Source organism: Actinoplanes oblitus, from assembly GCF_030252345.1.
Lineage (GTDB): Bacteria > Actinomycetota > Actinomycetes > Mycobacteriales > Micromonosporaceae > Actinoplanes > Actinoplanes oblitus.
Window position 1 is genome coordinate 7,731,047 of record NZ_CP126980.1, and the last position, 12,602, is coordinate 7,743,648.

General features: G+C 73.2%; 12 protein-coding genes. 3 read left to right on the forward strand and 9 right to left on the reverse strand.

The genetic code is table 11. The annotated features are described in order from the left end of the window. Nucleotides 1-21: 21 nt before the first annotated feature. Nucleotides 22-1,296, forward strand: a complete 1,275-nt coding sequence (locus Actob_RS34390) for a sensor histidine kinase (protein WP_284916066.1) — start codon at nt 22-24, stop codon at nt 1,294-1,296. After that, nucleotides 1,284-1,940: a response regulator transcription factor gene (locus Actob_RS34395; RefSeq protein WP_284916067.1), complete on the forward strand. Its 657-nt coding sequence runs from the start codon at nt 1,284-1,286 to the stop codon at nt 1,938-1,940. Before Actob_RS34390 ends, Actob_RS34395 begins: the two co-directional genes overlap by 13 nt. On the opposite strand, the gene Actob_RS34400 is transcribed toward Actob_RS34395, so the two are convergent. From Actob_RS34400 to allB, 4 genes are read right to left on the reverse strand one after another with little or no spacing between them, the layout of a single operon-like run. Continuing rightward, nucleotides 1,919-3,028, reverse strand: a complete 1,110-nt coding sequence (locus tag Actob_RS34400) for a protein-L-isoaspartate O-methyltransferase family protein (RefSeq protein WP_284916068.1) — start codon at nt 3,026-3,028, stop codon at nt 1,919-1,921. The genes Actob_RS34395 and Actob_RS34400 overlap by 22 nt on opposite strands. 15 nt (nt 3,029-3,043) lie before the next feature. Continuing rightward, nucleotides 3,044-4,192: an aminoglycoside phosphotransferase family protein gene (locus Actob_RS34405; protein ID WP_284916069.1), complete on the reverse strand. Its 1,149-nt coding sequence runs from the start codon at nt 4,190-4,192 to the stop codon at nt 3,044-3,046. Beyond that, the gene (alc, locus tag Actob_RS34410; protein ID WP_284916070.1) at nt 4,177-5,154 is read right to left on the reverse strand and encodes an allantoicase; all 978 of its coding nucleotides are present in this window, start codon (nt 5,152-5,154) and stop codon (nt 4,177-4,179) included. Before alc ends, Actob_RS34405 begins: the two co-directional genes overlap by 16 nt. Beyond that, a complete protein-coding gene (allB, locus tag Actob_RS34415) occupies nt 5,151-6,464 on the reverse strand; it encodes an allantoinase AllB (protein ID WP_284916072.1) in 1,314 nt (437 codons plus the stop codon). Before allB ends, alc begins: the two co-directional genes overlap by 4 nt. Before the next feature lie 54 nt (nt 6,465-6,518). Here allB and Actob_RS34420 point away from each other — a divergent pair, with 54 nt between their 5' ends. Beyond that, complete coding sequence (locus Actob_RS34420) at nt 6,519-6,929, forward strand: glutaredoxin domain-containing protein (protein ID WP_284916073.1); 411 nt, start codon at nt 6,519-6,521, stop codon at nt 6,927-6,929. A 36-nt stretch (nt 6,930-6,965) separates the two neighbouring features. On the opposite strand, the gene Actob_RS34425 is transcribed toward Actob_RS34420, so the two are convergent. From Actob_RS34425 to pucL, 5 genes are all read right to left on the reverse strand, one after another. Next, on the reverse strand, nt 6,966-7,403 hold the full coding sequence (locus Actob_RS34425) for a hypothetical protein (protein WP_284916074.1): 438 nt from the start codon (nt 7,401-7,403) through the stop codon (nt 6,966-6,968). A 125-nt stretch (nt 7,404-7,528) separates the two neighbouring features. Beyond that, nucleotides 7,529-8,665, reverse strand: coding sequence for a DUF6986 family protein (locus Actob_RS34430; RefSeq protein ID WP_284916075.1), 1,137 nt, complete (start codon nt 8,663-8,665; stop codon nt 7,529-7,531). 72 nt (nt 8,666-8,737) lie between these two features. Beyond that, nucleotides 8,738-10,273, reverse strand: a complete 1,536-nt coding sequence (gene aceB, locus Actob_RS34435; protein ID WP_284916077.1) for a malate synthase A — start codon at nt 10,271-10,273, stop codon at nt 8,738-8,740. 124 nt (nt 10,274-10,397) lie between these two features. After that, nucleotides 10,398-11,753 carry an 8-oxoguanine deaminase gene (locus Actob_RS34440; protein WP_284916078.1) on the reverse strand — a complete coding sequence of 452 codons (1,356 nt, stop codon included), beginning with the start codon at nt 11,751-11,753 and terminating at the stop codon, nt 10,398-10,400. Next, nucleotides 11,750-12,601, reverse strand: a complete 852-nt coding sequence (pucL, locus tag Actob_RS34445) for a factor-independent urate hydroxylase (protein ID WP_284922437.1) — start codon at nt 12,599-12,601, stop codon at nt 11,750-11,752. The genes Actob_RS34440 and pucL overlap by 4 nt, the downstream gene beginning before the upstream one ends. Nucleotide 12,602 lies beyond the last annotated feature (1 nt).

Consider the following 12,602-nt stretch of genomic DNA (forward strand, 5'->3'; position numbering starts at 1 on the left):
TCGGCCGCCTACGGTGAATCGGTGTCCATCACAACGCTGAGCGCGGCCCTGCGCGACCGCCGCTATCTGATCACCCCGTGGCCCTGGCGGTCGTCGCTGTTCCTGGCCACCACCGCGATCGTCGCCACGCCGCTGGCCTGCGGCCTGTGGCTCGGCCTGCTGCCGCTGCTGGTGGCCGCGAACGACGTCGGGCACGGCCGCGGCCCGGACGGCGCGGTCATCTTCCTCGCCCTGCTCGGCGCGGCCCTGCTCACCGTCGCGGCCCCGCTGGTGGCGCTGCCGGTGGCGGCGCTGGACCGCCGCCGGCTCCGGCTGGTCGACGAGCGGCCGCTGCACGGCGGGCCCGGCGGCGACCTGATCTCCCGGCTGCGCGACGAGAGCACCTGGCGGGCGGTGCTCTACGCGCTGTTGCTGGCCCTGCTGGCGCCGCCGGTCTTCTTCGGCGCGTTCCTGCTGCTGCTCGTCGAGGCGCTCATGCTGTTCAGCCCGTTCAGCGTCGGCACCTGGAACTTCGGTGACTACGAGGTGCACGGCGGGCTCCGCGGTGTCCCGCTCTGCCTGGCCGGGATCGTCCTGGTGCCGGTCCTGCTCTACCTGGCCGGGGCGCTCGCCGCCGGGCAGGCGCTGCTCGCCCGCCGGCTGCTCGGCGCCGGGGATCCGCTGCGGGACCAGCTCAGCGAGGTGCACCAGTCGCGGGCCCGGCTGGCCGACGCGTTCGACGCCGAACGCCGCCGGATCGAGCGGGACCTGCACGACGGCGCGCAGCACCGGCTCACCAGCCTCACCCTGCACCTGGGACTGGCCCGGCTGGACCTGCCGGACGGGTCGCCGGCCGCCGAGCCGCTCGGGCTCGCGCACACCCAGGCGAAGGAGTTGATGGTGGTGCTGCGCGACCTGGTGCACGGCATCCGCCCGCAGGTGCTGACCGATCTGGGCCTGCCGGCGGCGCTGCGCGAGCTGGCGGCGACCTCGCCGATCCCGGTGACCGTCGAAACCGACATCGCGGCGCGGCCGCCGGAGGGGATCGAGACCACCGCCTACTTCGTGGCCGCCGAGGCGCTGACCAACATCGCCAAGCACGCCCACGCCACCCGGGCCCGGGTCCGGGTGACCGGCGACGGCACCCGGATCGACCTGGAGATCGAGGACGACGGGCGGGGCGGAGCCGACCCGGCCGGCGGCAGCGGGCTGACCGGGCTGGCCGACCGGGTGGCGGCGGCCGGGGGCCGGTTGCTGCTGGCCAGCCCGGCCGGCGGGCCCACTCTGCTGCGGGTGGAGCTGCCATGTCCGAGGTGACCGCGCGGGTGGTGCTGGCCGAGGACGGGGTGCTGCTGCGCGAGGGGCTGATCCAGGTGCTGGGCCGGTTCGGGTTCACGGTGGTGGACGCGGTCGGCGACGCCGAGCAGCTGATCACCTCGGTCGGCACGCACGAGCCGGATCTGGTGATCACCGACATCAAGATGCCGCCGGACTTCCACGACGAGGGGCTGCGCGCCGCGGTACGGCTGCGCCGGATGCGCCCCGGCCTGCCGGTGGTGGTGCTCAGCCAGTATGTGCAGGAGGCGTACGCGGCCGACCTGATCGGCACCGGCGACGGGGTGGGTTATCTCCTCAAGGACCGGGTGGCCGACATCGCGGAGTTCGTGGCGGCGCTGCGCACCGTGCTGGCCGGCGGGACCGTGGTCGACCCGGAGGTGGTGCGGCGGCTGCTGCACCGGCCGCGGGATCCGCTCGCCGGCCTGTCACCGCGGGAGCGGGAGGTGCTCGCCCTGATCGCCGAGGGCCGGTCGAACTCGTCGATCGCCGGTGCGCTCTTCGTCAGCGAGACGGCGATCGGCAAGCACGTCGGCAACATCCTGGCCAAGCTCGGCCTGCCGCCGACCGACGACACCAACCGGCGGGTGATGGCAGTGCTCACCTACCTGGGAGCGCGGCCCTGAGCCAGGCGCCAGACCCGCGGCACCCAGATCGGGGCGGCCGGGTCGCCGTCCAGGCCGAGACCGACCCGCCAGGCGCGCATCGGCGGACGGCCCAGCCGCGACCAGCGGTCGATCAGGGCGGTGGCGACAGCCGTATAGCGGTCCGCCTCCGCGCCGCCGGCCAGGATCGAGCCGTCCGGCAGCACCACGGCGCCGCCGGTGCCGGTCTCGTCCAGCAGGGCCAGATGGACCTGCTCGCGGCCGGGCAGCGCGGCCAGGGTGGCGCGCCGGTGCCAGGCACCGGCGGCATACCAGAGGTCGCGGAACATGGCGGTGTCCAGCGGGGACGTCCAGCGCGGCGGGGCGGTCTCGGTCAGGTCGGGCAGGACGCCGGCCGACGGCGGATGGCTGCCGGCGTGGCGCGCGCCGAGCGGGCCGGCAGCGCTCATGAAGCCGGACGGGCAGACCACCGTGGCGTCCATCGGATCGCCGGGACGCGCCGCCAGCACCGGGTGGTGACCGGCGTGCTCGACCGGGGCGAGCACCAGCCCGTCCGGGGTGAGCTGCTCGAACCAGTGCGGGGAGAGCCCGGCGATGCCCACGGTGACGACGATCCGGTCGTACCGGAAATCGTCCTCCGGAAGCCCCCGATAACCGTCGCCGGCGACGATCCGCACCCCGGCGATCCCGGCCCGGGCCAGCGCGGAGCGCGCCCGGGAAGCCACGTCCTCCTGGACGTCCACACTGGTCACGGTGGCCCCGAGGGTGGCCATCAGGGCCGCGTTGTAGCCGGTGCCGGCGCCGATCTCGAGCACCCGCATGCCGGGCCGCACGTCCAGCGCGGCCAGCATCACCGCCATCAGCGACGGCTGGCTGGACGAGCTGATCGGCACGTCCCCGTGCAGCTTGGTGACCAGCACGTCGTTGCGGTAGACCGCGTCGAGGAACCGTGGATCGTCGGGCTCGACGCGGCTGCCGTCGCGCCGGTGGAAGCCCTCCGGCACGAACAGCTCGCGGGGCACGGCCGCGAAGGCCGTGGCCAGCTCCGGCGTCAGCGCGACGCCGTCCTGCCGGATCTGGTCGAGAAAATGCCGTCGCGCGTCCGCCATCCCGCAACGGTACGTTTACATGGCCGCTCCGGCGGCGGCGAGACATTCCGGCACGTCACCGGCGTGATAGGGCCACTCCGACTGCTCGATGTGGGCGAGGAAACCGGCGTAGGTGGCGGCCGACAGCAGCCCGGCGACCGGGCGCAGCAGCTCCACCGCCCGCTCCGGATCGCAGCCCGGCACCGTCGCCCGCCAGCGCCGCGCCCATCCCTCGATCACCGGGCCGGGTGTCTCCAGGCCGTCGATCAGCCGCAGCAGGTCGAACGCCGGGTTGCCGATCGCCGAGTCGCCCCAGTCGACGACGACCAGGCCGTCCCCGGCGTCGGTGCGCACGTTGCCCGGGTGCAGGTCGCCGTGCAGCAGCGTGTCCGGCAGCCCGCACGCCGCGACGTCGGCGAGCCGCGCCGGCAGTCCGTCGATCAGCTCGGCCAGGCCGGGGATGCCACCCAGGTAGGGCGCTGCCACGTTGACGAAGCGGTCGATGTCGAGGCGCTTGTCGGGCACCCCGGTCAACGCGTCGAGCCGGCCGGCGAAGTGCGCCTGCACCGGGTGGAAGGCCTCGGCGATCCGCTCGCACAGATCGGCGCCGGCGCCGTACCGGTCCTCGCCCGGCACGTGCGCGAGCAGCATCCGGCCGGCCTGCCCGGACGCCAGAACGTAGGGCACCAGGTCCGGCTCGACCGACGCGACCAGGCCGAGCACGGCCGGCTCGTGCGCGAAGAAGCCGGGCACCTGCTTGAGCCAGGCGACCGGCCCGTCCGGCCCGTCCATCCGCCAGATCGCCGACAGGTTCCAGGTCCGCTGCTGGCGGGGGGTCACCGGGCCCAGGCCGAGCCGGTCCAGCACGCCGGACGCCCAGGCCAGGGTGGCGCCCGGCCCGCCCGGCTCGGCCCACGGCGCGCGCTGGGCGTGCGGCACCAGGTCGGCGCCGAGCGGGATCAGCCCGGCCGGCCGGTCGCGGGTCTCGGCCAGGTAGGTGACGTGCCCGCCGGGTGGCGCGGCCCGGTCGGCGTGCAGCAACCGCAGCACGGTGACGTCGGCGCCCGCCCCGGCGACCACCTCCGCCACCTCCTGCCACCAGGGGCTGTCGACGGTGAACGGCGGCAGCGCGCCGAGCAGCTCACCGGCCGGATCGACCAGTACCAGGGTCACGGTTCGAGGCACTGCCTCATTCTCGCCCACAGGTGATCCCGATCGGCGCGCCCCAGCAGACGAAGCCGGGCCATTCCGCCGTCCGGGAAGATGTCCAGCCGGACGTGGGTCACCTCCGGGCCCTTGCGCAGCGGGAACCGGTGCGGGGTGTCGGGGCGCAGGGCGGTCCGGGGCAGCAACTCGACCTGTTCGCCGCCGGCGGTACGCCCGGTCAGCGCCGCCCAGCCGGGAGCGTTGCCCTTGAAGTGGCTGGTGTCCAGGTCGGCGAAGCGCAGCCGGGCCGGTGCGGCGAGCCGGACCAGCACCCAGTCGTTGGCGTCGTCGCGGCGGCGGGCGGTCTCCCAGCCGTCGCCCATGTTCAGCGCCAGGCCGGGCATCAGCATCCGCTGCGGATTGCCGTAGAACATGTTGCTGCAGTCGACGACCCGGCCGCCGTACTCCGCGGCGGCCACGTCGAAGACCTTCGGCAGCAGCCGCGGGTCGGGAACCACCTCGCCGTGCACGCGCAGCCGGGCCACCCCGCCGTCCGGGAAGATGTTGAGCCGCACGTGGGTGAAGCGGCGCGGATCGCCGACCGGGAACAGGTTGCCGCTGTCGCCCTTGAGTTCCGAGCGGGGCAGGATCTCGGTCCACTCGGCCTCGGCCAGCTCGGCCGGGCCCGGATAGCCGGGCAGCGAGGTCGCGTCGACGGAGGCGTACGGCGGGAAGTTGCCGGTGAAGAACGCGGTGTCGACGTCCACCCCGTGGATCACGCCGGGCGCGCCCAGCCGGATCACCGCGAAGTCGTGGCCGGGCGTACGCCGGCGGCGGGTCTCCCAGCCGTCGTAGACCTGGCCCTTCTGGTCGAAGGTCCGCGGCGCGTGGCCGGGCGGGTGCGGCAGCACGAGGTGGTCGGCGGCGGCGAAGAACTCGTCGTTCGCCTGCACCACGCCGCCGCCGAAGGCCCGGGACGCCAGGTCGGGCAGATCCCTCATCGTTCCTCCCTCGCGAGGAGACGTCCGTGTCGTTCGGCACCGGTCACCGGGCGGCCCCGGAGCCAGGTGGTACGGACCACGCCGTGCAGGGTCCGGCCGGCGTACGGCGTCACCGGGTTCCGGTGGTGCAGCGCGTACGGGTCGACCAGGAAGGTGGCGTCCGGATCGAACGCGACCAGGTCGGCGTCCGCCCCGGGCGCGATCCGGCCCTTGTGCGGCAGGCCGGCCAGGTCGGCGGGGCGGGTCGCCATCCAGCTCACCACGTCGGCGAGCGCGAACCCCCGGGCTCGCGCCGCCGTCCAGATCACCGGCAGGCCCAGCTGCACCGAGGCGATGCCACCCCAGGCCGCCGCGAAGTCCCCGGTGTCCCGCCGTTTCAGTTCGGGGGTGCACGGCGAGTGATCGCTCACCACGCAGGTGATCAGGCCGTCGGCCAGCGCCGCCCAGAGCCGGTCGGCGTTGGGCGCGTCGCGGATCGGCGGGCAGCACTTGAACTCGGTGGCGCCGTCCGGGATCAGGCGAGCGTCCAGGGTGAGGTAGTGCGGGCAGGTCTCCGCGGTGATCCGCACGCCGTCGGCTCGCGCCCGCTCGATCAGCGGGAGCGCGGAGGCGGCGGACAGGTGCAGGATGTGCACCCGCCGGTCGGCGGCGCGGGCGGCCGCGACGGCGGTGGCGACCGCGGCGTGCTCGGCGGCGGCCGGCCGGGAGGACAGGAAGTCGGCGTAGGCCGCCGAACTGGCCGCGACGCGCAGCCGCTCCGGATCCTCGGCGTGGATCACGAACAGCGCGTCGGCGGCGGCCATCGCGGTGGCCAGCTGCTCCCGGTCGACAGGCGGGAACTCCGGCACGCCGGAGTCGGCGAGGAAGGCCTTGAAGCCGAAGACCCCGGCGGCGTGCAGGGCGGGCAGGTCGGCGGCGTTGCCCGGGATCGCGCCGCCCCAGAAACCGACGTCGACGTGGCACTGACCGGTGGCGGCGGCCTGCTTGATCCGCAACGCCGCGACGTCGACAGTGGGCGGCAGGCTGTTCAGCGGCATGTCGATGATCGTGGTGACCCCGCCGGCGGCCGCCGCCCGGGTCGCCGTGGCGAAGCCCTCCCACTCGGTCCGGCCCGGCTCGTTGACGTGCACGTGCGTGTCGACCAGGCCCGGCGCCAGCACGGTGTCCCCGAGATCGACATCGACGGCGGCGGTGACCTCGGCGTCGTAGGGCCGGATGGCGGCGATCCGCTCCCCCGCCACCACGACCGCCGCCGGGACCGCACCGCCGGGTGTGATCGTCCGCCGGGACCGCACCACGAGATCCGCCATGGTCCGACCCTAGCCGCGCTTTGTTTCGGCGGGGCCCTTCGCTAACCTCCGATCATGGTGCGACGGTGGCGGTTCTCCGCGGTGGCGGCGGCGGCCGGCGTGCTCCTCGCGGCGCGCGAGCTGATCTCGGGGTCGATCGGCGGTGCGGCGATCCTGCTGGCGTTCTTCCTGCTGCTGGCGTTCCTGGTGTCGCCGCTCTACTTCCCGCGGCCGGTCACCGCCACGGCGCCCCGCCCGGTGATCTACTGGCGTCCCGGCTGCCCCTACTGCCTGCGCCTGCGCACCGCTCTCGGCCGGCGGGCGAGCCGCTTCCAGTGGGTCGACATCTGGCAGGACCCGGCGGCCGCCGCGATCGTCCGGGGCATCGCCGACGGCAACGAGACAGTGCCGACGGTGGTCATCGGCGGGGCGGGCTTCGTCAACCCGAGCCCGCGCTGGCTCAAGGAAAAACTGCGACAGGCTTGACGGTACGTTCTGGGCACCCGTACCGGGCTCGTGCCGTCACACGGCCAGGCCGGCCAGCGTGGGTGGGCCTTTCCGCCGCGCCGGGCGCACGTGCGTCCAGCGCAGGAACCTGTCGAACATCTCGTGCGGCGGCCGCCGCGGCAGGTCGGCCACAGCCTGCTCCAGGTGCCCGGACATGTACAGCGCCAGCGACACCCGATCCGACTCGGCGGCCAGGATCGCGCGCGCCGGCTCGCACGGCCACGCGCACCCGCACGACCGGCACTCCCACGACGGACGCTCCCGGGTGTGCTCGACCCGGCCGTCGTGCGTGTCGTCGTCCCACTCGTCGTCCCACTCGTCGCCCAGGTGCAGGCTCCGGGTGACCGCCGGCGGCGGGGCGGTCGCGGCGTCCGGGCACGGGTACCAGCCGCACCCGCAGGAGCATCGTTTCTTCCAGGGCGCGTACCAGGCCCGGACCGGTTCGTGTCGCACCTTCATCGCCTCCCGGCGGTCCCGGCTCTCTGTCGCCGGCTGATGCTGACTTGTACGTATTTCGCGAGCCCCGGTTCGAGGTCATCGGTGATTCGACAGGCCCGGATGTCGCACGTTCTGCCTCTTCAGACCAGTGTGGTGAGCCGCTCCCGGGGAAAGCCCGCGTCGGTCAGGGCGCCGCAGTCCAGGCCGCGCAGCAGATAACCGGCGAGGGCGCGGGCGGTGGCCGGCTCGTCCAGGATCCCGCTGTCCCGCCGGTCCAGGTAGTGCCGCAGCCGGGTGACCGCCGCGTCCCGCCCGTCCCGGAAGAACGCGTAGGTCGCCGCGTAACGGCTGGGCAGCTGCGCCGGGTGCAGGTCCCATCCCTGGTAGAAGCCGCGTTCCAGGGAACGGCGGACCAGGCGGTGGTGCAGCTGCCAGCCGGCGTGCACCCGGTCCCGGTCGCCGACCGGCAGGATGTTGGTGGAGCCGTCGCTGAGCCGGACGCCGGTCTGCGCGGCGGCCGCCTGCATCACCGCCTTGGCGTAGTCGGCGGCCGGGTGCTCCATCGACTGGTACGCCGCGGCCACCCCGGCGGCGGCGCTGTAGTCGTACGTCCCGTAGTGCAGGCCGGTGCAGCGCCCGGCGGCCGCGGTGATCAGCCGGGCGACGGTGGCGGAGCCGTCCGCGGCGAGCACGGCCGAGGGCAACTCGACCTGGATCTCGAAGGTCAGGGCGCCGGCGTTCAGGCCGTACGCCGACTCCAGTTTCTCGCAGACCGCGACCATCGCCGCGACCTGATCGGTACCGCTGACCTTGGGCAGGGTGATGGTGAAGGAGTCCGGAAAGGACTCCAGGAACAGGTCGAGGGTCCGCAGCGAGCGGCGCCGGGTGGCGGCCTCCAGCGACTTGATCCGGATCCCGAGGAACGGTGGCCGGGAGCCGTCGCGGAGGATCGCGGCGGCCTTGCGGACGGCGGCGTCCTCCTGGTCGTCGTCGCGGACGCCGTACCCGTCCTCGAAGTCGACCCGCAGGTCCTCGATCGGCTCGCGAGCGAGCTTGGCGCGGATCGCCGGGTCGGGCCAGGGGAAGTCGTGCTCGTCCATCGCGGCCAGGGCGATGGTGCCCCAGTCGCGGAACCCGTCGAGCTTGTCGGCGGGGAGGTAGACGGTGTGCACGGGTTGCCGCCCGGCACGCTCCCCCGGGTATCGAGCCCGGAGGAACGCGTCGTGGGCGGCCAGGCGCCGGTCGATCTCGGTGTGATCCTGATCGGACAGGCGCATCCTCGCTCCTCGTGTCCCGGTCGCCTCGGCAGCGGTCGGTCACCGCCCCGCCACCTCAGCGGCTCGGCTCGCTCAGTCGATCGACTCGTAGGCCGCGGTGGTGAGGAAGTCGGCGAAGTCGTCGGCGAGGGCCACCCGCTCGAACAGCTTGCGGGCGTCCTCGAAGCGACCGCCCTCGCCGGCCGCCTCCGTGATCTTGGCCAGTTCCTCGTCCTCGATCCGGCTCACCAGCTCCGCGGTGATCGGGGTGCCGTCGGGCAGCTTCACCCCGTTGTGGATCCACTGCCAGATCTGCGACCGGGAGATCTCCGCGGTGGCGGCGTCCTCCATCAGGTTGTGGATCGCGACCGCGCCGTTGCCGCGCAGCCAGGCCTCCAGGTACTGCAGGGCCACGTTGACGTTGTTGCGCAGGCCGGCCTCGGTGACCTGGGCGTCCAGCGCCGCGACGTCGAGCAGGTCGGCGGCGTCGACGGCGACGTCGGGACGCAGTTTCGACAGCTGGTTCGGCTTGTCGCCGAGCACCCGGTCGAAGATCGCCTGGCAGACCGGGACCAGGTCGGGGTGGGCCACCCAGGAGCCGTCGAAGCCGTCGCCGGCCTCGCGCTCCTTGTCCTCGTTCACCTTGGCCAGCGCGATCTCGTTGACCTTCGGGTCGCGCCGGCTCGGGATGAACGCGGCCATCCCGCCCATCGCGAACGCGCCGCGCCGGTGGCAGGTGGAGACCAGCAGCTCGGAGTAGGCACGCATGAACGGCGCGGTCATCGTGACGGCGGCGCGGTCCGGCAGGATCATCCGCGGGTTGTCGCGGAAGTACTTGATGATGCTGAACAGGTAGTCCCAGCGACCGGCGTTGAGTCCCGAGATGTGCGGGCGGAGCGCGTAGAGGATCTCCTCCATCTCGAACGCGGCCGGGATGGTCTCGATCAGCACCGTGGCGCGGATGGTGCCGACCGGGATGCCGAGCTTCTCCTGGGCGTACGTGAAGACGTCGTTCCAGAGCGCGGCTTCCTTGTGCGACTCCATCTTAGGCAGGTAGAAGTACGGCCCGCTGCCGCGCTCGAGCAGCTCCTTGGCGTTGTGGAAGAAGTAGAGCCCGAAGTCGACCAGGGCCCCGACGGCCGGCTCGCCGTCCACCGGCAGGTGCCGCTCGTCGAGGTGCCAGCCGCGCGGGCGCATCACGATGGTCGGGTACGGCCCGCCGTTGAGCTCGTACGTCTTCTTCTCGGTCTCCAGCGAGATGGTCCGCCGGATCGCGTCGTAGAGGTTCTGCTGGCCGTCGACCACGTTGGACCAGTGCGGGGTGTTGGCGTCCTCCAGGTCGGCCAGCCACACCTTGGCGCCCGAGTTGAGCGCGTTGATGGTCATCTTGCGCTCGGTCGGGCCGGTGATCTCGACACGGCGGTCCTGCAGGTCGGCCGGCGCGGGCGGGGCGGTCCATTCGGCGGCGCGGATGTCGGCGGTCTCGGCCAGGAAGCCCAGGCTGGCTCCCGCGGCGATCTCGGCCCGCCGGGCGGCACGCGCCTGGAGGAGCTCGTTCCGGCGCGGCCGGAACCGCCGGTTCAGGTCGGCGACGAACGCCACGGCCTCATCGGACAGGATCTCGGTCATCGTTGACGGCTCCTCTCGGTGTGGTTACTCCCGCGTAGCGTAGTGGCGCTCCCGGCATACGTCAGTGGTCAGGAGAGCCAAGAAGATCACACTTGATATGTGCCCGTCACGCGATGGACATCCATCACTGACGCTCCGTTGTCATCAGGCGGCGATGGGCCCGCCGCGCCTCCCTGGTCAGCGTCTCCTCGTCCGCGTTGACCAGCTCACCCCGCTCGACCACCGGCTTGCCCCCGACCAGCGCCAGCTCGACCCGCGCCGGCGGCCCGAAGACGAGCGCCGCCACCTTGTCGTCGATGCCGTCGTGGCCCAGCCCGTCAAGCCGCCACATCACCAGGTCGGCGAGCTTGCCCACCTCGATCGACCCGAGATCGTCCTGCCGGCCGAGACAGCGGGCCCCGCCGATCGTGCCGAGCCGCAGCGCCTCCCGGGCGTCCATCGCCTTCGGCCCGCCGCGCTGCCGGGCCGTGTAGAGCGCCTGCCGCAGCTCGGCGCCGAGATGCGAGACCTCCTGCGAGGCCGCGCCGTCCACGCCCAGCCCGACCGGTACCCCGTTGTCGACCAGCTCGCGCACCCGGGCCAGGCCGGCACCGAGGCGCGCGTTGGAACTCGGGCAGTGCGCCACCCCGGTCCCGGTCGCGCCCAGCCTGGCGATCGCCGAGTCGTCCAGGTGCACGCCGTGCGCCAGCCACACGTCGGGGCCGAGCCAGCCGACCCCCTCCGCGTACTCCACCGGGGTGCAGCCGAACCGCCGGCGGCAGAACTCCTCCTCGTCGTCGGTCTCGGCGAGGTGGGTGTGCAGCCGTACGCCCTTGCGCCGGGCCAGCACGGCGGCCTCCTCCATCAGCCGGGTGGTGACCGAGAACGGCGAGCACGGCGCGACGGCGATCCGCAGCATCGCGTCCGCCGACGGGTCGTGCCAGCGGTCGATCGCGGCCTCGGTCGCGGCGAGCGCCTCGTCGGTGTCCTCGACCACGTGGTCCGGCGGCAGCCCGCCGTCCTTACGGCTGAGATCCATCGAGCCGCGGGTCGGGTGGAAGCGCAGCCCGACCCGCTCCGCCGCCCGGATCTCGGCCTCCAGGACGTCACCGCCGTCGCGGGGGAAGACGTAGTGGTGGTCCATGCTGGTGGTGCACCCGGAGAGGGCCAGCCAGCCGAGCCCGGCGCCGGCCGCGGCACCGACGATCTCGGCGTCCAGCCGGCCCCAGATCGGGTAGAGCGTGGTCAGCCAGCCGAACAGGGTCTCGTCGAGCGCCAGTCCCCTGGTCGCCCACTGATAGAGGTGGTGGTGGGTGTTGACCAGGCCGGGCGTCACCAGGCAGCCGGAGCCGTCGACCGTCCGGACATCGCGCCCCGGGTCCGGCTCGCCGGAACCGACGGCGGCGATCCGGCCGTCGTCGCCGACGACGACGTGGCCGTGGGTGTACTCGGTGCCCGCCGCGTCGACGGTCGCGACGGTGGCGTTCTCGATGACGATCACTGGTACCACTCCGCCGTCGCCGGGGGCGCGTCGTCGCGGGTCACCGTGCCCTCGATCAGTCCGTAGGGCCGGTCACCCGCGATGAACACCTCGTTCTCGTTCGCCAGATCGAAGGCGGAGAGGTCGACCAGGTAGTGGTGTCTGTTCGGCAGCGCGAGCCGGATCTCGGCGAGCTCCGGCCGCTTGGCCAGCACCAGGGTGCCCATCGACATCAGCGTCTGCTGCAGCGACAGGCTGTACGTGTTCACGAACGCGGTGGTCATCGCGTCGACGGCGCCCTGGAACGACTTGCCCCAGTCGGCCTCGTCGCTCAGATGCCGCCATTTCGCGTCCACAGCGGTGGCCAGGATGCGGTCGGTGGTCTCCGGCAGCGTGGTGTACCGATCCTTGACGAAACCGTGGAACTCCGAGGCGGTGGTGTTCATCAGGACCAGGCCGGTGAGGCCGGAGACCACCTGGGTCGCCGCCCGGGTCACGGTCACCACGGTGGTGCGGGTGTGGTCGCCGCGGCGCTGGAACGAGTGCGGGCCGAGCCGGTCCCACGCGAACGACTCGATCGACACCCGCGCCGAGTCCAGCTGGCCCTGCGTCCGCACGAAGTGCCGGGCCAGGAGCAGGGCGAACTCCTCCGGCTCGCCGACGCCGTGCCGCTTGGCGAACGCGTACACCGTGTTCTTCATCGTGTCGGTCGGCAGCACGGCGGAGTTGTCGCCGGTCAGGTGGGTGGCGGTCAGGTCGCCGGCGAGGGCGATGCTGACGTTGAGATCCACCAGGCCGTGCGTGTCACCGTCGCGGTGCACACGCACCAGCCGGGTCTCCGCCTTGCCGTAACGATGCGGTCCGAGCACG